Genomic DNA, 18,681 nt, shown 5'->3' with positions numbered 1-18,681 from the left:
GGACTGACCGTCAGGGCTTTTCTGCCACATAGTGGAGATAACCGGCCACACCGCCTTTACCGCCATCTTTGGGATGATGATTACCATCTGTCACAGGAACGGAGGCAAAATCGAAAGGAGAAACCCCCGCCAGACAGGCGGCATTCACGCCGTACTGTTCAGGGTTGGAACGGCTCTGGTGAAAGGTGTAAATGCCGCAGACAGAGCAAAAGTAATGAACCGCCTCACCCGTATTAAACCGATACTCGCTAAGCTTATCCTTACCTTTAACCACCTCAAGCCCGGAGACGGGGGCGAATACCACGACCGCACCGCGCATACGACAAAACGAACAGTTACAGCGCCGGGCGGTTTTCAGGCCATCCAGCAGTTCAACGTTGAACGCAACAGCGCCGCAGTGGCACTGACCCGATGTAGCATCAGACATGGCTTGCTCCTTTTTTCATCCTGCAACCTTGCGTCGCGCGACAGGGATGAAATGTTAGTGGCATTAACAAAACAGGGTGAACTGGTAAGGGTATTGTGAAGGGTTAACGTCAAAGACACCAGCATGTCGCCCGAAGCGTGCAGCGATTTTCTTTAGCATGACGTGCCCGTCAGGGTGAAAGGCGTCAGCACGCTGATGACTCATGAGCCGCTTGTGCCGTCCCCAAACAGGATGCTCGCCGTGTGTCAGTCCGGCCTGATGGGCAATAACCCACGGCTTCCCGATGACAAGAAACAGAGATGGCTGCACGGCATTATGGCGCTGCGCTAAAACAGGCGAACTCAGCAGAAAGTGAACGCCAGAGCAACGAAAGGTTTTTTAGCCACGAGAAGAGCAAGCCTGTCCCTGGGCTGACGTCGCACAGCCTGCGCACATGCGGCTGACGCAGAGTGAAGCCAGCGAGTTTGAAAAAAGCCTGACGAGGCGCAGCGAAGGATTGTGGGCTGGCAGCAGAGGGTTGAACGCGGTGCGCTGGCAGTTAAGATTCATCACGCAAGCGGAAAGCGGCAAAGCCCCTCAGGGACTCTGCCGCAATCCCTTATCAGAACTCTTTTTGCCCACCCAGTTCAATCACCCGATTGGCCGGTATCCTGAACTGTTCATGCGCGCGTAATGCATTACGCTGGAAGAAGTGGAATATCGCCCCTTTAGCATGGGCCAGGCCGCGACGTTTTTTCATTACCAGCGTGTCGTGAGAGGTAAAAAACGACGCTTCATTCAAGGTACAGCCAAATCCTTCCAGCCCGCAAAGGTGCAACACATCTTTCATTGACGGGCGTTCATGCCAGCCGTACGCGGCGGTAACCTGCCAGAACGAAGGCGACAGCTGGCGCAGCGCGATGCGTTTCTGATTGTGCACGCGGGGCAGATCGACCGTTTTGATGTGCAGTAACACGGTACGCTCGTGCAGCACCCGGTTGTGTTTCAGGTTATGCAGCAGGGCCTGCGGGATTTCATACTCTTTGCGCGTCAGGAAGATGGCTGTTCCCCCCACGCGCATGGGCGGAGAGGCTTCCAGAGAGCTGATTAACGCTTTCAGCCTCACAGGATCGTCGGTGAGACGGCGGATAAGCCGGGAGCGTTCACTGCTCCAGATAAGCATCAGCACCAGCATCGTCATCGCCAGCAGCACCGGCACCCAACCTCCCGACAGCAGCTTCATCAGGTTTGCCGCAAACAGCGGTACATCGATTAACAACATGCAGAGCAGGAAAAACAGCGCAACAGGTAATGGCCACTTCCAGTTTTTAAAGGCAACAATACCGGCCAGGCAGGCCGTCAGCACCATGGTTCCCGTCACCACAATACCGTAAGCAGAAGAGAGCGCCGAAGACTGACGGAAAGCCAGGATTACCACCGTAACAGCCGCAAACAGAAGCCAGTTTACGACCGGAATATAAATCTGCCCCGATTCTGTAGCAGACGTAAATATCACGCGCATCGGCGGCAGAAAGCCCTGGCGGATAGCCTGATGCGTCAGCGTATACACGCCGCTGATAATCGACTGGGCAGCGATAACCGTGGCCAGCGTTGACAGCACAATCAGGGGAATCTGTGCCCAGACCGGGGCCAGGATATAAAACGGATTTTTGACTGCGCTGGGGTCGGCCAGCACCAGCGCACCCTGACCAAAATAGTTCAGCACCAGTGCGGGCAGGGTAATGATCAGCCAGGCGAGGCGGATAGGGGTTTTGCCTAAATGTCCCATATCCGCATACAGGGCTTCAGCCCCGGTAACGGCCAGCACCACCATCCCTAAGGCAGCAAAGGACAGGGCTTCATGATTGAGTAAAAAGGTCAGGGCAAACGCCGGATTAAGCGCATGTAAAACGTGGGGATTCATAACAATGCCGCGTACCCCAAGGACTGCCAGGGTAATAAACCACACCAGCATGATTGGCCCAAAGATGCGGCTGACGCGTTCAGTACCGTGCTTTTGAATCACAAACAGCAACGTCAGGATCACCACGGACAGCGGCACGATATAACGATCCAGGGCCGGGGCCACCACTTCAATCCCCTCAACCGCGGAAAGCACAGAAATAGCGGGAGTAATAATGCCGTCACCGTAAAAAAAGGCCCCGCCCGTCAGGCCAGCAAGGACGATAATGCGACTGAGCCGTGCGCCAACATTTTGTCGGGCCAGCGACATTAGCGTCAGTATTCCGCCTTCGCCATCATGGTCTGCGCGCATGATAAAAATGACGTATTTAACCGTCACAATCAGCGTCAGTCCCCAGAATATCAGGGACAGAAAACCCATCACGGCTTCTTCTGTCACCGCCCCAGAGGGAAGAATAGAAAGACACTCTTTTAAGGTATAGAGCGGGCTGGTACCGATATCACCAAATACGATCCCCGCTGCCGCCAACATACCTGCAGGCAGGGACTGCTTTTCAGACTGCGCCATTTAATATCCTGTTTTGCTTCGCGTAATCACCAACGTCCGCCGGGCCATTAACCCGGTCAGAGGTGAGGATGAGATTACGCGGTTTAGCGTGCGTTAGGGAGTAGGTGGTGAAGTTATGAACTACATTTTTACAGGTTTGTGCCTTTTTTTTACGGCATTTTTACACGGTTGTCGATTAACTCATCACTTCTTTTGCGCCCTTGACCGGGTTATTCCGTTACAGCCTAAAACGGCCTGTAAAATAATGATGCACTAAGGCAAATTCCCGACGGCTTCACCACATCAGGGCCGCGCAATGCGCGAGATGAAGCAAGCCAGATAAGTTGCCAAAGGGCACTACCGGGCTGACGCAGAACAGCGTCATCCTGACTGACACCCACTGTCTGCATGTAAGCAATATCACAGAAGCAGGTAACCGGTTTTTTGGAAGACGTGACACAAAAAATGAAAATATTTTAAAAATAGTCCTTACTAATGATTAATTCGCTCGTCATTTTATGCGGTTAATTTATTTCAAAGATGTTGGCAAAGATATCATCCCTCTGCACGTCGTCAGGAACGAGATTTAACTACCCTTAACCGAACTTTCATGCATTAACGTCACATGCTTTTTTTAAAAAGCGTATTCCGCCATCAACAATGATAAATTCCACTTTGATCTATCCATTAATTATTTTTATTGTTTTTAGATAAGATAAGGTTGTCAATTTCTTTATACATTCAACGCACTAATACTTTTTATCCCGATTATACCCACTATCTCCGTTATTCCCCGCAATGATCATTTGGCGCATTAATGCTTATTCCCGCGCTGTCGATACCTGAATAGCGAATGTCATTCAGTACGGTGTACAGACTGGCGAACCTATTATTTTGGGAAATTTACATGACTATTACTCAGCGGCTTTTCCTGACGTTTTCATTACTCTCAGCATCAATGATTGCTATGGTTGTGATCGTCATCATGGTATTAGGCGGCTTTCAGTCGCGCTTCCAGTACGTGCAAACCAACACACTGCCCTCGATTGTTGACCTGGATAAAATGGTTAACGGCAGTAACCGACTTAACGTAGCGCTCTATCGGCATCAAAGCGCGAAAGTCATTGATAAACAGGCCGAATTTGAAAAGGAAATATTCACGCGTATTGAAGCGCTTAAAGCACTGACTGAATTTTATCTCAAGAACGAAACCACTAACGATCAGGATACGAAGCTCAGTGAAAATGCCTTAGCGCTGATTAAACAAATGGAAGCGCGCCTGCCGGCTTTTCTGACAAATTCGCGGACACATAATGATACCGCCCTGGTGGATTTGCAGGGAAATAGCGGCGTCGGTCAGACTATTCGTGATTTAATTGAAAGTTATCAGAAACAACTCCAGCTCAATGTAGAGGTCGGCGCGGTATTTGAAAAAGAGAATAACCGGGTTTACCGGCAAACACTCTGGTCGTTAATTGCCGGTTCAGTCGCGATTATCCTGTTGCTCGGGGCTTTTTCCATCAGGACGATTCTGGGCATCCGTAAAAACCTTAACGGTATGCGATCGGCCATGGAACGCGCCAGTGAGCGGCTTGATCTTACGCTGCGTGCCGATGATTCGCGCAAGGATGAAATTGGTCTGACGGCTAAAGCCTTTAATCATCTTATCGGGAATGTCGCGAACTCGCTTTCATCGGTTGAACGGTCGGCCCATTCGGTCAGTTCAGCCTCCTCGCAAATTTCCGCGGGCAATGAAGATCTCTCTTCCCGCACCGAGCAGCAGGCGGCTTCGCTGGAACAAACGGCCGCCAGCATGTCAGAGCTGAGTGAAACCGTCCGTCAGACGGCAGAAAACACCCGACTTGCCAGTCAACTGTCGAAAAACGCCCGTGAAATTTCCGATGACAGCTCCACGAAAGTCCATACGATGCTCGGCACCATGACTGACATTAAACACAGCTCTGAAAAGATCACCGCCATAATCACCCTGATAGAAGGCGTGGCTTTCCAGACCAATATTCTGGCGCTCAATGCCGCCGTAGAAGCGGCGCGGGCAGGTGAGCAGGGACGGGGATTCGCGGTCGTAGCCGGAGAAGTTCGCAATCTGGCGCAGCGATCTTCGGCTTCGGCGCGCGAAATTAAAGAGCTTATCGAATCCTCCATGCGTTATGTGCAAACCGGAGTGAATCAGGCGGAGCAGGTGGGTGAGAATATGGGGCGCATGAATGAGGCGATCCGTCAGGTGACCGATCTTGTGGATGAAATTGCCGTCGCGTCTCAGGAGCAGTCACTCGGTATTGGTCAGGTGCATCAGGCGGTCAATCAGATGGATGATGTGACACAGCAGAATGCGGCGCTGGTGGAGGAAGCCTCGTCGGCCTCTCGCTCACTGATGGATCAGGCCACGGCCCTGAACGAACTTGTCGCAGCATTTGTGCTGGCGGAGCACGCGCCGGTTGTCCAGGCCAGCCCTGCCGCCATTTCTCCGGCCTTTGTTCAGGCTCGTGCGGCCTATGCTAAGCAGGAAGATAACTGGCAACGCTTTTAGAGTGGATGTCGCCCAGGGCGGTCGCACTGATAGTGACCACCCAGGGGGCGCTATAAGGCTCGAAAGGGGATTTTTTTCACTCGAATATGCCCAGGGTCTGCATCACGTGTCGTATCGCATTTCGATATTATATTTTGCCACTGTAGAGCACCGGACCGGTGGGCTGACCTGTTGGTGAACCGCCCTCCGGTTCAAGGCTAATCGCAATAACCCCGTTTTTTACCGCATCACGTCCTGCGAGTTTAAGCTCGGTGGTGTCCCGCGCGTGGAGCAGTCCCAGAGAAACCGGCTGATGACCGGCAGGAATCAGCCACAGTTGCAGGCTGTTGTTGGCGGCTACCGTCGCGGGCTGCAACGGCGTGACGCGCAATTGTGTGAGCGTCTTGTCTGCACTGACGACCCATTGCCCCTGGTGCTGGGCGTCATTCATCACGGTAAGCGGCGTAAATTCTGGGGCCTTGATGGCCTGATAAGACACCAGCGTCAGGGCGGCAAGGGCGGCGGCAACCATCCAGCCAATATAGGCGCGAGCAGCGCGGGGCCTTTTCCTGGCCGGCAGACTTAACGCAATTTTCTTCCAGACATACGCCGGTGGCACCTGCGGCATGACGTGAAGATCCAGCCCGGACAGCAGGTTTTGCCAGTTGGCGACCTGTTCAGCGAGTCCAGGCTCGGTCTGCAGGCGCTTCTGAAAACGTAATCGCGCGCCACCGCGTAGCGTACCAAGCGCATATTCAGCAGAGAGTGCATCGTCACGTTGGTGTTGTTTATTCATAGTCCGACACACTCCCGAAGGTGCGCCATCGCCCGGCGGATCCAGCTTTTTACCGATCCGACCGGCTGCTGGAGCCAGTGAGCAATATCGCTGTGAGACATGCCCTGATAGTAGGCAAGCGTAATGCTCTGACGCTGCTCACTGCTGAGGTTTCCCAGACAGCGCTGTAAGCGAGCGGCTTGTGCATCATCCTGTCTGTTATGCAGTTCGTCATGTTCAGCAACCAGAAGCGCATCATTATGCGCCTCTTCCGAACTGGCCATACGCGCCTGTCCGCTGCGTAGCCAGTCAATACAGCGATTACGGACAATATGGGTCATCCAGGTCAACGGGGAGCTCAGCTCAGCATTATAGGTTTCCGCCTTGCTCCAGATGGTGATATAGCAATCATGCAGCACCTCCTCTGCCCAGGGGCGGTGCTGCAACATGCGCAACGCGATGGCAAAAAGGTGTGGCGATGTCAGCCGGTAAAGGTGTTCAAATGCCCGGCGATCGCCGTCGACGACTGCCTTCATTAGTTTTACCTGCTCCACTGCCTGCACCTTGTCCATAAGCGTCCCGGATGATCTGTTTCCGTTCGAGTATAAATAATTACTTCGGCATTAATACGGTATCAATCACATCTATCACGCCATTTTTTTGGTTGACGTCATAGGTGCTGATATTGGCTACGTTGCCCTGACCGTCTTTCAGCTGGATGTTATGGGGCCCATTATTCATGATCCACAACGGCTGACCGTTAACGGTTTTCAACTCAGCATGACCGCCGCCTTGTTTAATTTTGGCTTCCAGCGCCTTCATATCATACTTACCTGCAACCACGTGATAGGTCAGTACGCTGGTCAGCATGGCCTTATTTTCTGGCTTCAACAGATTGTCCACGGTGCCAGCTGGCAGCTTAGCAAACGCCGCGTTAGTGGGGGCAAACACGGTAAAAGGGCCTTTACCTTCTAAGGTATCAACCAAACCGGCCGCTTTAACCGCCGCCACTAAGGTGGTGTGATCTTTGGAATTGACCGCGTTCTCAACAATATTTTTCTGAGGGAACATAGCCGCGCCGCCCACCATAACAGAATCCGAGGTCATAGCGGCCATGGATGCGGTGGTAAACAGCAATGCACTTGATACAACGGTAACAGCAATTAGCTTTTTCATCGTAAATCCTCATTAGAGCGTGGAGTAAGTGGCTTTCAATGAGATATACGAGAGCGGGATACAAACTGGATGCAGAAAAAAAATAATTTTTTTCAACGTGGCGCGTTGTTATCACACTCAGTCGCAAAGCCTGGCCTTTTCAACCGGCGTTCTCCTGCCCGCATGGGCGCGACAGGTCGGGTGGTGGGCGACAGAAGACCTGCTCCCATCGGTTCTTCACGTTCCCGTATTGCATGGCTCAGCGCCAAGGGGGAAGACGCAGTATTGCAGCGGCGCGCTAAAACCAATCAGCGCGTTAACCTTCTCTTTCAGCACCTGAGGTCTCGTCTGTGAAAAAGCGAGAAGGGTATTCCTGTTTTTCACGCATAAACTGTATCGATTCCATTCATCAGAGGTAAGGCCATCATGAAAATCATCAAAAATGCATCCGTTCCCTCAGCCAAAGGACCTGAGGCGTATTTCACCGGTCAGGTCCGCATTGACGCTCCGTTCAGCACAACCTCACCGGCCCGGGTCGGGGGCGCTACCGTCACCTTTGAGCCAGGTGCCCGGACGGCATGGCACACGCATCCCCTGGGCCAGACGTTGATAGTCACCGCCGGTCAGGGCTGGATTCAGTGTGAAGGTGAAGAGAAGCACACAATCAATCAGGGCGATATGGTGTGGATACCGCAAGACGTCCGTCACTGGCACGGGGCGACTGCCAACACCGCTATGACACATATTGCGATTGCCGAATCCCTTAACGGCAGTCCGGTGACCTGGCTTGAGAAAGTCACAGAGGCAGAATTTTTATCCTGAGCCACCGCTGGCGGCAGGGGGATGAGAGAAAACCTACCCGGCTTCCCACTGCGGCGAGCTGAAGGTTTTTTTCATTAATTCGATAAAGCCCTGGGTGCGGGGAAGCCGTTTTTTCTCCTGCAGGCTGGTCAGGGCGACGATATCCGCCGCCGGCAGGGTGAACGCGGGCAGCAGGGGGATAAGCAACCCCTGACGAATCTCACTGCGGATATCCCAGGCCGAACGCACCATGATCCCTTTCCCGCCCAGCGCCCATTTTTTGATGATGCGGCCATCGTTGCTGGCCAGGCGCGGCGTAATTCTGACGATGGTTTCGTCACCGTTATGGGTAAATATCCAGCGCGTGACATCCTCGGCATTCTCCCTGATCACCAGACAGTGGTGGCGATGAAGCGCATCAGGATGTGTCGGTGTGCCATAGTGCTGCAGGTAAGCGGGCGAGGCGCAGAGAATACGCGGATTGGCGGCGAGCCACGTGCTGTAAAGCGTTGAGTCACGCAGATGACCAATATAGATCACCACATCCCACTTATCGGCCTGCATCCAGTCGGGGTTATCGGAGAGCGTCAGATCGATACTGAGATCCTCGTGGCTGTCCGCGTAATCGGCCAGTAAGGGCGCAATATATTCAGAGCCAAAGCCCAGCGGGGCCAGCACTCTCAGCGTACCGCTGATACGGTTTCGCGTCTGGTCAATCACGTCCTGCAACTGGTCTATCTCATGCAAAATCACGCGCGCCCGCTCAAGCAAGGCTTCGCCTTCATCGGTCAGGATGATGCGTTTTGCCGGGCGCAGAATCAGCTTAACCCCAATTTTATTTTCAATGCTTTGCAGACGCTGCGTCACCGAGGGCGGGGTGATGTCCAGATAGCGTGCGGCAGCGGCAAGGGTTTGATGTGAGGCGATGACCTGAAAAAAACGTAAATCTTCACTGTTGATCATTAGGTTCAAACCTAATCATTAATTGGGCATGACCGCATTTTAAACAGATTTAAACGATGAGAGCATCAACTAAACCTCTACAGGAATGCCGACGATGCTCAATCATTTAACCCTGACGACACCTTATCTCCTGTTAGATAAAGTTAAGTTCGAACGCAATATCAATCGGTTATACCAGCGGATTGAAGGACAGCACTGTCAGATTCGCCCGCATCTCAAAACACTTCGTACCCTCCAGGCGGCCCCCTGTTTGCTGCAGGATCTGTCTTCGCCTGCCACCGTTTCTACCCTGGCCGAAGCCGAGGCCTTTACCGCCGCCGGCTATAGCAATGTGCTTTATGCGGTGGGCATTGCGCCCGGTAAGTTACCCCGCGTTGCCGCCCTGCGCCGCAACGGGAAACAGGTGCATGTGTTGCTGGACAGCATGGCGCAGGCACAGGCCGTCAGCGACTACGGCTTACAACATCAGGTGATCTTTTCCGTGTTTATCGAGATTGACTGCGACGGCCATCGCGGGGGAATTCAACCTGCTGACGCGGCGCTGACGGCGATTGCCCGTCATTTGCACCAGGCCGGGATGGTGGTGGAAGGTGTGATGACGCACGCCGGTGAGTCTTACCACTGCCGGTCGCAGGAGGAGATTATCCTTGCCGCACAGGAAGAGTGTCAGGCTGCTGTCACGGCAGCAAATCATATTCGTGCCGCCGGGATTCCGTGCCCGGTGGTCAGCGTAGGCTCCACACCGACGGCGCATGCGGCCCATGACCTGCAGGGCGTGACTGAAGTCAGAGCCGGGGTATTTTCCACCTTTGATCTCTTTATGCATAACCTGGGCGTTTGCACCCGCGACGATATCGCGCTTTCCGTCGTCACCACGGTGATCGGGCACAATCACGATAAAGGCTGGATCTTCGTCGATGCAGGCTGGATGGCCATGTCACGCGATCGCGGCACCGCCGCTCAGCACACCGATTACGGTTATGGGCTGGTGTGCGACGACGAAGGTTGCCCGTTGGGGCTGCTCCTGACGACCACGAATCAGGAACACGGGATTATTGCGCTGCCACATTACGGTGATTATTCGACGGCAGACTTCCCGCTCGGCACCGTGCTGCGCGTGCTGCCCAATCATGCCTGTGCGACCGCCGCGATGCATACGCATTACCAGGTGATCGACACCCGGAACGGCGAGCATCAAGTCTGGCAACGGGTTGTGGGCTGGTAGCCGGGTGTTTTTTCATTCATTGTGCGAGGACATCATGTCAGATTTTGATCCAGATAAGGTCCGTCTTTCTACCGGCCACTTTATCAACGGCCAGTTCGTTTCTGCATCCGGCCGCACGCTGGGTATCAAACGTCCCTCTGATGGTCAGCATTATGCCGACATCAACGAGGCGGACGCCGCTACAGTGGCTGATGCGGTGACTATTGCGGATGAAAAGCGCATCAGCAGCGGCTGGTCAAGCTGTTCACCACGGGAACGGGGAGCGGCGATTTCCCGCTGGGCAGATTTAATCGACGGCGACAGAGATTACCTGGCGCAACTCGAAGCGGTCGGTTCCACGCGTCCGATCACGGACACCCGCAATATTGAAGTGCCGTTTACTGCGGCGGCCCTGCGCTTTTATGCAGAATGCGCAGATAAATACAGTGGCGATGTTTTTCCCACCCAGAGCAGCAGCCTGGGAATGCTGGTGCCGGAACCCTATGGGGTGATCGGTGCGATTACGCCGTGGAATTTCCCGCTGTCGATGGCCTCATGGAAGTGCGGTCCGGCCCTGGCGGCAGGCAATGCGGTAGTGCTGAAACCCTCTGAGCTGACGCCGTTTTCTACCGCACGTCTGGCTGAGCTGGCGGTGCAGGCGGGCATTCCGGCAGGCGTGCTCAACGTGATTCAGGGCGGCGGGCAGGTTACGGGTAATGCACTGGTCACGCATCCGCAGGTAAGAAAAGTGTCTTTTACGGGGTCCACTGCGACCGGCGCCGCAATCATGAGCCAGGCCGCGCTGCACGGCACCAAACCGGTGACGCTGGAGCTGGGTGGAAAAAGTCCCCAACTGGTGTTTGATGATGCAGGCGATGCCAACGAGATAGCCGAGCGTCTGTTTCTGGGCTTCACCGTGAATGCTGGCCAGGCCTGCGTCTCAGGCACGCGCCTGATCATCCAGAAAGGCATAGCAGAAGCGGTGATCGAAAAACTGATTGCCTTGTGCAAGAAACCCGTGCCCGGTATGACCTGGCAGGCATCGACCCGTTACTGTCCGCTTATCGACCAGCGACAGGGTGAAAAAGTGGCGGCGATTATCGCGCAGTCCGTGGCACAGGGGGCGAGCATTCTGGCGGGCGGTCAACGTTACGAAAATACCGCGCAGGGCTGGTTCTGGCAACCGACGCTGTTATCCGGTGTCAGTCAGGATAACGTCGCGAATCAGCAGGAGATCTTCGGACCGGTGCTGACCATTCAGACGTTTAGCGATGAAGAAGAAGCCCTTGCACTGGCGCAGCACAATGTCTTTGGCCTGTGTGCTGGCGTGCATACTCTGAACATGCCGCGTGCGATGCGGTTGATGAAAGCGCTGGATAGCGGCACGGTCTGGATTAATCGTTATCGTCGGACCTGGGACTTTATCATCCCAACCGGGGGCTTCCAGGGGTCCGGTTTTGGCAAGGATCTTGGCAGGCAGGCCTTTGAGTCCTGCCAGCGCTACAAAAGTGTATTAATCGATTTTTAATCAGCTAACACCTTCGCTGGAGAGCACCGACTATGCCCGCACCGCTCAGACTTGTTCAGGACAGTATCCATTTCCCCGATTCGGTGGATGTGGTGATTATCGGTGCAGGAATTGCAGGGGCAGCCACCTGCTGGGAACTGACGCAAAAAGGCTATCGGGTTGCCGTGATCGAAAAGGGCCTGGTCGGGGCAGAGCAGTCAAGCCGTAACTGGGGCTGGTGCCGTCAGCTTAACCGCGACGAACGGGAAATTCCGCTCATTATGCATGCCCTGCAACGCTGGCATGCGCTGAGTGACGAAATTGGCATGGACGTGGGGTTTCGTGCCAGCGGGCTGGTCTATGCCACACGGACGGAAAAAGATATCCGCAACTGGGATAACTGGGGAAAAATGGCGAAGCAGTACGGTATTCGCAGTCGGATGCTCAGTGCCGCCGAGGCCAAAGCCATGACGCCGGGCAGTACCACTGCCTGGAATGGCGGGGTACATTCACCTGATGATGGTCACGCCGATCCGGCGTTAGCCGCGCCGGGGTTGATGGAAGCCGCCGTGAAAAAGGGCGCACTCCTGTTTCAGCGCTGTGCGGTGCGCGGCCTGGATATTTCGGCAGGGCGCGTCAGTGGGGTGATCACAGAACGCGGGCTGATAAAAACCGCCAGCGTAGTGTGCGCCGCCGGTGCCTGGACATCGCTGTTTTGTCGCCGTCACGGCATCGATCTACCGGCCGGTAACGTGATTGGCAGTGCATTTCGTACCTGTCCCGTAGAGCAACTCATCACCATGCCTTTTTACACGGATGCTTTTGCCTGTCGTCCACGACTGGACGGCGGATATACCATTGCGCTGTCGGGAACCGGACGACTGGAACCGGGCTTTCAGGGATTACGCTATGCCCGCGAGTTTTTCCCGCTATACAAAGCTCGCCGCTTAAATCTTCAAACCAAAATCCGACTGGCGTCCTTCTTAACGGGCCCAGAGTCGCGGGCGAGCTGGTCCATGGAGGGCGTTTCACCCTTCGAGAAAACCCGTGTACTGGACCCGCAGGTCTCTGACGGCGTCGTCGAAAAGGGGCTGGCGGCCATCGGCAACGAGTTTCCGGCGCTGGCGTCGCTTCGTGTCAGCCAGGCCTGGGGCGGCGTGATTGACTGTATGCCGGACGACATTCCGGTCATCTCAACCGTGCCGCAGCTTCCGGGACTTATCCTCTCGTCCGGCTACAGCGGTCATGGATTTGGCATTGGTCCCGGTGCGGGACGTTTGACGGCGGACCTGGTGACCGGAGACGCACCGATTGTCGATCCTGCCGCGTTCCGCTATTCCCGTTTCCGTGACGGGAGCAGCATGAAAAAGCCGGGCATGATGTAAGGAGGAAAGATGCAACCAGTGATACACGCGCGCGATATCCACGACAAACCGCATCCGGGCCACTATTCACATTATGCTCTGGCGTCGGGGATGATGTTTATCTCCGGCCTGTTGCCGGTTACGTCAGCGGGCGAAATGCTCAGCACCGCGTCGTTTGCCGAGCAGGCTTTGCAGGTAATGGCTAATCTGGAGGCCTGCCTGCAGCAGGAAAGCCTGGACAAGCACCATCTGGTGATGGTGAGAGTCTATCTGGTCGATGTCGAACGTTGGGCGGAATTTAATACGTTGTATGCACAATGGCTTGGCGCGTGGAAACCCGCCAGAGCCATCGTGCCGGTTCCTGAACTTCACTACGGTGTGTTACTGGAGGTCGAAGCAACAGCGGCGACAGGCCGATAACGGGTTCGTGCTGAACCTGACCGGCAACCGCTGTTTGCAGGCGGGAAATAAACCCGTCGCCGGCACGCCAGCGACGGGAGAGGTTACGCCGTGCCCTGGCTGTTTTCGGCGAGTTCCTGTGCCTTCAGCGCCTGCACGGTCTGGTGACGATGCCAGTAATAGTTGAGTGTGTGCTTAACGTTCTCAATCTCTTTTTTCAGACCCGGTAAGCGGATTTTGCTGCGCTTTTTGCCCTGCGCATTGGGCTGGACATGCTGCACATACAAAATATCTCTGCCGAACTGACGGAGAACGTTGATGTTTTTGACATTATCCCATTCCAGCAGCCCGGTGGACTGTGGCTGCACAATGCCCTGCCAGGTAATGGTCAACTGCGAGCCATCTTTAAGCGTAAAGGGCACATCCGGGAAGTACTTTAAGACCAGCGCCGTTTCTTCTTCACCGGTTGGCTGATAACGCCAGGCCAGGCTCTCTTCATGTTGCGACGTAAAGTCACGCTCATATTTCTGCCAGAGCTGTTGTTCAATCTGATCGGCTACGGGGATCAGATCGACCCAACTGTCTGCCGGTGAGGTCGCGGCGATAGCGGCATAATCTGCATCTTCCACAGAATAGTTAACGTTGCGCATCCTTTCAGACAGCGGGGGATGCGAATCAAACGGATGCGGTATGTTTTGTTCGCGCATCGCGCTGACAAAATCGGAAGAACTAACATGGTGAGGCAGACCGGCTGCGATCGCCTGACTGATGCCGGGTTCATTCTCATACAGCGTTTTATTCTCAAAAAGCTTACGCTCCACCTCATAGCGATAGCTGGCATAGGCTGAGATTTTGATCAGCGATTCGATAATCGCCGACGAGGAAACCAGCGTTGCCGCATTTCGGTCCGCGACAAATTCGCGTTCACGACTGTTGCGCTGCCAGGCCAGTTCAAAAAACAGCCGGTACAGATAGAGCGGATAGAAAACGATAAGTGTTGCCAGATTCTCACTCATCAAATGCGTGTACATATCAAACCGGTGCAGCTTCGGCCCCAGTAGTGCACCCGACGCGGTATCGCCTTCATGCAGGTGCGTCAGTTCATGCACCATGACGCCATCCGCTTGTGCGGTACTGAGCTGACGCAGCAGGGGAATACTCACATACAGTTTTCGGCCCTGCAGCGGCTGATCATTCACGCTCAGCGGGGCTTCTGTCACGTAGAAGTTGGTATCGATTCCGGCAATGATGTGATCCGGTGACGTGGTGCCGACCTTCGCGGCCAGCGCATCAACGCGCGCCCAGAGCGCAGGGGCGGCTTCACGGGTCACCACGTCGCCTTCAATGCTGTCCTCCGGCGGCAGCTTTTTAAAGATGCCTTTGATCATGTAATACATACCCGCTAAAACCAGCAGTGCGACCAGCAGCACCAGCTTTGGATAGTATTTTTGCGTGAAAAAGGCGGTGCCCCAGAACGACAGCCATACCAGCATCCCGCCCTGTACCAGCACCTGCAACGAGCACGCCAGCATCAGAAAGGGACGTGCGAGCCTGAGACTGAGTAACTGTCCTTGTCTGCTTTTAAAGGCCAGGGCGCTAAACAGTAAAATCATCAGCAAAATGACGCCGCTGAAAACCATTGTCCACAGGGCGACTTTGCCGATGAGATAAAATTGCGACAGCTCAGAACCCGGGCCGCAGACGGCATTTTTATAGTCGAGCAGATCGTCGGCGACAGGGCCACAAACAGTGGATGGGGGATTAGCTTGCAGGAAGCGCGTTAATTTCCCCACATTCTGATTTTGCGCACGCGCATCATCGATAAAGATTTGCGTATATTCTTTGTCGAGTTCGTTGCTGCCGTATTTGGCAAACGTCAACGTAATAGCAGGGGTTAAAAACAGCGTGAGCAAAAGCCATAAAAAGACCTTTGCATATCCTTTTTTCAATGCCGTTAATTTATTCACAATAATAAGCTCGCTAACTGTCGGTGGGAGGGACAAGCTGTTTATTATCTGGCGATACTGAAAAGGGTTCCCGACATATAAGGAAAATGGCGTGAGATCCGTCTCAGCAGGCTGCAGCTTTGTTAGTGTTATTGAAAAGCGGAGTTATTATAAGCTAACAATTACATTAAGTCTTCTTAACACAAGCAGCGTCAGGTGAAAGACGGGCAGGTAACGCGCGGTGTATTCACGTGAAGGGCTTGCCGCAGGATTCATCGCTATATCGATAATGCGGCGCTACAGCCGCATTTTTACAGGCAACGCGATTTTGGGCTGATAATTTACGATTACACCCGATAATTGCGCAGATTATTTAACGCGGCAGCCGGAGCCAGGTCGGCCTGATGTTTATCTGACTCTCAGTTTCATTTTTACTGGCGCTCCATAAATACCGGCAATTCAGGCACCGGTAATACCGACAACACTTTCAGACGCTGCAACGTCCTGACCTGCGCCCGCTCCAGATGATCTCGCATACAGGCCGCCGCCAGCGCCCAGTTTCGTTTCAGCAAAAACTCATAAACCAGACCGTGTTCATCAAGCATTGCGCTGTCGACGGGAATTTTGAGCAGATCATAAAAAATGCGGGTGACAATAAACGGCGACTGATTTTGCCGCAAAATTTGCATCATCAGCTTATTTCCGGCGGGTTCAAGGCAGCGTATATGCAGATCTTCTTCCAGCGTTTCGAGTTCTGCGGGGTTCAGCTGTTTGCCTCGGTACTTTTGGACGTTATCGAGTCGTTCATTAAGCCAGGTCACACTGAGCCGGTCGCCCGCTTTGTATAATGCCGCAGGTTCCAGGTTCGCTCTGATCTCAAAATGGTCGGCCAGCTCACGCGCAGTTAGCGGCCCTGTCAGCCATTGAGAATAGGGCTCTTTTTCCACCAGTCCTTTGTCACGCAGGCGCATCAGGCTTTCACGTATTACCGCGCGGCTGGTGTTGTAGTGTTTCGCGGCGCCCAGTTCATCAACCTGATAGCAGCCAAAGACCATGGCGGTAGAAAGAATACCTTGCAGGTTCTCCAGCACTTTTTCGCCCGTGCTGCGGGTATCAACCAGTTCATCGCGCTGTTCAAGGCCGAACAGCTCCCGCGTCAGCGCAATGCGGACAGGCTCCACTTCCTGATTATCACGTGCAACAATAAAGCCTCGCCCTTCAAAGCGGGCAATCCAGCCTTCTTCGTGCAGCATGCTTAACGCGCGCCGGACGGGAACACGACTGGTGCCAAACAGCTGCGCCAGGGGACCTTCCAGTAATACCAGCCCCTCAGGCACGCCATCCTGCTGAAAAACTCTCAGTAAAACCTGCCGGATACTCTCGTAACGCGCAGAACCTGCATCGTCCATGTCAGTCCCATTTACCTTGTTTTGCATTGTGTCATCTTCAGTTCCCCGTCCTGCCAGCCACATTAGCATACCTGACACGACTCCCGATGCCTGCGCTGCGCAGCACTGATGCAGCACTGATGCAGCACTGATATAGTGCACCGCGCCCAATAATGGATCAGTTATAAATTAATACATTTAATGTGGGCGCGCCATTTATTCTGCTATGTCGTAATGAAAATTAAATAACGATAATTAACTATTTGATTGACATCATTATTTATTTTTAATGATCGACAAGATCACAATTATGCAACTTAACAGTGCTTTTTTTGGCACCGTTATTGCTATCTTCAAATGTACATTGAAACGTAATATACATTTAAAGGTGATCGCGTGCAGGCCGAAAACGTTCGTCAGTTATTTATGGCTGGTCAGATTGATGCACTGGGCATCAGTGCACTCTATGCACAACAGCGTCTGTCACCGCTGGCGTTTACCGAGGCCTGCCTGAAGGCGGCAGAAAACGCCAACTCTGTCTTTATCGCCATTACCGCCGCGCGTGCCCGCGACGAGGCTGAAGCCTCAACTCTGCGCTGGCAGCAGTGCCGCCCACTGAGTCCGCTGGATGGCATTCCGGTGGCCTGGAAAGATCTGTTCGATATTCAGTCGAGCCAGACCACCGCCGGATCGGCCACGCGAAAAAATGTCCCTGTCGCACAGCAGGACGCGGCGCTGGTGGCCCAGTGCTCGGCTGCAGGCCTGGTGACGCTGGGTAAAACCAATCTCAGTGAGTTTGCCTTCTCCGGCCTGGGATTAAATCTCTATTTTGGCACGCCGGCCATCCGTACAAACACGCCGCACCTTTATGCGCCGGGCGGCTCCTCCAGCGGTGCCGGACGGGCAATCGCCGAAGGGCTGGCCTGCATTGCCTTTGGCACCGACACCGGCGGCTCAATACGCATTCCCGCCGCATTCAGCGGCACCATTGGCTATCGCGCCAGCCGCCACCGTTACGCGATGGACGGCGTATATCCTCTGGCGCAGTCACTGGACACGGTCGGACCGCTTTGCCGAAGCGTGCGTGATGCCATCGCCCTGGATGACATCCTGTGCGGACGGGAAAAGATGCGTTTTCCCGCACCGCATTTTCGTTTCGATGACGCCTTACTGGCCGCATGCCAACCCGCGGTACGCGACAACGGTTATCGCCGGTTAGAGCAGCTGACGGCTGCCGGATTTGACGTCGAGCGCGCGCCTCTGGCGGCCTTTAACCAGGCGCTGGCGTGGATTGAAGACAACGGCTGGCCGGGCGGACGTGAGGCCTGGCTGCTGCATCGCGAGCTGTTAGCCTCGCCTGACGCGGAGGTAATGGACCCGCGCGTACGCGACCGACTGCTTGCCGCCAGCCATCAGGACCCGGCGGTTCTCACGACCTTTCTTACCCAGCGTAAACAGTGGCAACAGGCGCTCGCCGCAGAGCTGGATGGCGCGGTGCTGATTACGCCCACCGTCGCCCATACCGCACCGGAACTTGCGCCGTTGATGCGTGACAGCACCTTGTTTGCCGACACTAATCTGGCCACGTTGCGGTTAACCATGCCGGGCAGCCTGTTGGACATGCCGGGTATCGCTTTTCCGACCGGAACCGATTCGGACGGGCTGCCTACCAGCCTGCTTTTTTCCCTTCCTGCTGGCGAAGATCGCCGGCTTCTTCATGCTGCCAGCACGGTAGCAGGCACGTTCACAGCAGACACGTCTGTCTGCGCTTAACTC

At 54.4% G+C, this 18,681-nt stretch carries 15 protein-coding genes; 7 read left to right on the top strand and 8 right to left on the bottom strand.

Annotated elements, in window-relative coordinates; all coding sequences use genetic code 11:
• Positions 1-10: 10 nt before the first annotated feature.
• Both A6A26_RS16130 and kup read right to left on the bottom strand, forming a co-directional pair.
• On the bottom strand, positions 11-427 hold the full coding sequence (locus A6A26_RS16130; RefSeq protein ID WP_063879671.1) for a GFA family protein: 417 nt from the start codon (positions 425-427) through the stop codon (positions 11-13).
• A gap of 601 nt (positions 428-1,028) precedes the next feature.
• Positions 1,029-2,897 carry a low affinity potassium transporter Kup gene (gene kup, locus A6A26_RS16125; RefSeq protein ID WP_063879670.1) on the bottom strand — a complete coding sequence of 623 codons (1,869 nt, stop codon included), beginning with the start codon at positions 2,895-2,897 and terminating at the stop codon, positions 1,029-1,031.
• 886 nt (positions 2,898-3,783) lie between these two features.
• Between kup and A6A26_RS16120 the strand changes: the two genes are divergently transcribed.
• Positions 3,784-5,424 (top strand): methyl-accepting chemotaxis protein, encoded by a 1,641-nt coding sequence (locus A6A26_RS16120; protein WP_063881183.1) that lies wholly within the window; start codon positions 3,784-3,786, stop codon positions 5,422-5,424.
• Between the two features lie 127 nt (positions 5,425-5,551).
• Here A6A26_RS16120 and A6A26_RS16115 read toward each other — a convergent pair whose 3' ends face one another.
• From A6A26_RS16115 to A6A26_RS16105, 3 genes are read right to left on the bottom strand one after another with little or no spacing between them, the layout of a single operon-like run.
• The gene (locus tag A6A26_RS16115; RefSeq protein ID WP_063879669.1) at positions 5,552-6,199 is read right to left on the bottom strand and encodes an anti-sigma factor; all 648 of its coding nucleotides are present in this window, start codon (positions 6,197-6,199) and stop codon (positions 5,552-5,554) included.
• On the bottom strand, positions 6,196-6,750 hold the full coding sequence (locus A6A26_RS16110) for an RNA polymerase sigma factor (RefSeq protein ID WP_063879668.1): 555 nt from the start codon (positions 6,748-6,750) through the stop codon (positions 6,196-6,198). Before A6A26_RS16110 ends, A6A26_RS16115 begins: the two co-directional genes overlap by 4 nt.
• A 40-nt stretch (positions 6,751-6,790) precedes the next feature.
• Positions 6,791-7,354: a fasciclin domain-containing protein gene (locus tag A6A26_RS16105; protein ID WP_063879667.1), complete on the bottom strand. Its 564-nt coding sequence runs from the start codon at positions 7,352-7,354 to the stop codon at positions 6,791-6,793.
• A gap of 405 nt (positions 7,355-7,759) precedes the next feature.
• Between A6A26_RS16105 and A6A26_RS16100 the strand changes: the two genes are divergently transcribed.
• Positions 7,760-8,155: a (R)-mandelonitrile lyase gene (locus A6A26_RS16100; RefSeq protein ID WP_156506673.1), complete on the top strand. Its 396-nt coding sequence runs from the start codon at positions 7,760-7,762 to the stop codon at positions 8,153-8,155.
• Between the two features lie 33 nt (positions 8,156-8,188).
• Here the strand turns inward: A6A26_RS16100 and A6A26_RS16095 are convergent, their stop codons facing one another.
• Positions 8,189-9,097, bottom strand: a complete 909-nt coding sequence (locus A6A26_RS16095; protein ID WP_063879665.1) for a LysR family transcriptional regulator — start codon at positions 9,095-9,097, stop codon at positions 8,189-8,191.
• Positions 9,098-9,191: 94 nt separating this feature from the next.
• Between A6A26_RS16095 and A6A26_RS16090 the strand changes: the two genes are divergently transcribed.
• Genes A6A26_RS16090 through A6A26_RS16075 form a run of 4 tightly spaced genes read left to right on the top strand, consistent with a single transcriptional unit; the run spans position 9,192 to position 13,592 of the window.
• A complete protein-coding gene (locus A6A26_RS16090; protein ID WP_063879664.1) occupies positions 9,192-10,322 on the top strand; it encodes an alanine racemase in 1,131 nt (376 codons plus the stop codon).
• 34 nt (positions 10,323-10,356) lie between these two features.
• The gene (locus A6A26_RS16085) at positions 10,357-11,829 is read left to right on the top strand and encodes an aldehyde dehydrogenase family protein (protein ID WP_063879663.1); all 1,473 of its coding nucleotides are present in this window, start codon (positions 10,357-10,359) and stop codon (positions 11,827-11,829) included.
• A gap of 32 nt (positions 11,830-11,861) precedes the next feature.
• Positions 11,862-13,193, top strand: coding sequence for an NAD(P)/FAD-dependent oxidoreductase (locus A6A26_RS16080; RefSeq protein ID WP_063879662.1), 1,332 nt, complete (start codon positions 11,862-11,864; stop codon positions 13,191-13,193).
• Positions 13,194-13,202: 9 nt separating this feature from the next.
• Complete coding sequence (locus tag A6A26_RS16075; protein ID WP_063879661.1) at positions 13,203-13,592, top strand: RidA family protein; 390 nt, start codon at positions 13,203-13,205, stop codon at positions 13,590-13,592.
• Positions 13,593-13,675: 83 nt separating this feature from the next.
• On the opposite strand, the gene A6A26_RS16070 is transcribed toward A6A26_RS16075, so the two are convergent.
• Both A6A26_RS16070 and A6A26_RS16065 read right to left on the bottom strand, forming a co-directional pair.
• Complete coding sequence (locus A6A26_RS16070; protein WP_371560335.1) at positions 13,676-15,544, bottom strand: M48 family metallopeptidase; 1,869 nt, start codon at positions 15,542-15,544, stop codon at positions 13,676-13,678.
• Positions 15,545-15,948: 404 nt separating this feature from the next.
• Entirely contained in the window at positions 15,949-16,995 is a 1,047-nt protein-coding gene (locus tag A6A26_RS16065) for a GntR family transcriptional regulator (protein ID WP_082875199.1), read from the bottom strand.
• A gap of 306 nt (positions 16,996-17,301) precedes the next feature.
• Between A6A26_RS16065 and A6A26_RS16060 the strand changes: the two genes are divergently transcribed.
• Positions 17,302-18,678, top strand: coding sequence for an amidase family protein (locus A6A26_RS16060; protein ID WP_063879659.1), 1,377 nt, complete (start codon positions 17,302-17,304; stop codon positions 18,676-18,678).
• The last annotated feature ends 3 nt before the right edge of the window (positions 18,679-18,681 follow it).

This window comes from Pantoea sp. OXWO6B1 (assembly GCF_001641135.1).
Taxonomy (GTDB): Bacteria; Pseudomonadota; Gammaproteobacteria; order Enterobacterales; family Enterobacteriaceae; genus Pantoea; species Pantoea allii.
Note: the sequence above shows the minus strand (reverse complement) of the source record. Positions and strands in the feature narration are given on the sequence as shown.

What these genes read in the sequence shown, in the direction of transcription:
- A6A26_RS16105 (WP_063879667.1), bottom strand. Translation starts at nt 7,354, where the DNA reads ATGAAAAAGCTAATTGCTGTTACCGTTGTATCAAGTGCATTGCTGTTT.
- A6A26_RS16085 (WP_063879663.1), top strand. Translation starts at nt 10,357, where the DNA reads ATGTCAGATTTTGATCCAGATAAGGTCCGTCTTTCTACCGGCCACTTT.
- A6A26_RS16115 (WP_063879669.1), bottom strand. Translation starts at nt 6,199, where the DNA reads ATGAATAAACAACACCAACGTGACGATGCACTCTCTGCTGAATATGCG.
- A6A26_RS16095 (WP_063879665.1), bottom strand. Translation starts at nt 9,097, where the DNA reads ATGATCAACAGTGAAGATTTACGTTTTTTTCAGGTCATCGCCTCACAT.
- A6A26_RS16065 (WP_082875199.1), bottom strand. Translation starts at nt 16,995, where the DNA reads ATGCTAATGTGGCTGGCAGGACGGGGAACTGAAGATGACACAATGCAA.
- A6A26_RS16120 (WP_063881183.1), top strand. Translation starts at nt 3,784, where the DNA reads ATGACTATTACTCAGCGGCTTTTCCTGACGTTTTCATTACTCTCAGCA.
- A6A26_RS16100 (WP_156506673.1), top strand. Translation starts at nt 7,760, where the DNA reads ATGAAAATCATCAAAAATGCATCCGTTCCCTCAGCCAAAGGACCTGAG.
- kup (WP_063879670.1), bottom strand. Translation starts at nt 2,897, where the DNA reads ATGGCGCAGTCTGAAAAGCAGTCCCTGCCTGCAGGTATGTTGGCGGCA.
- A6A26_RS16130 (WP_063879671.1), bottom strand. Translation starts at nt 427, where the DNA reads ATGTCTGATGCTACATCGGGTCAGTGCCACTGCGGCGCTGTTGCGTTC.
- A6A26_RS16090 (WP_063879664.1), top strand. Translation starts at nt 9,192, where the DNA reads ATGCTCAATCATTTAACCCTGACGACACCTTATCTCCTGTTAGATAAA.
- A6A26_RS16110 (WP_063879668.1), bottom strand. Translation starts at nt 6,750, where the DNA reads ATGGACAAGGTGCAGGCAGTGGAGCAGGTAAAACTAATGAAGGCAGTC.
- A6A26_RS16080 (WP_063879662.1), top strand. Translation starts at nt 11,862, where the DNA reads ATGCCCGCACCGCTCAGACTTGTTCAGGACAGTATCCATTTCCCCGAT.
- A6A26_RS16075 (WP_063879661.1), top strand. Translation starts at nt 13,203, where the DNA reads ATGCAACCAGTGATACACGCGCGCGATATCCACGACAAACCGCATCCG.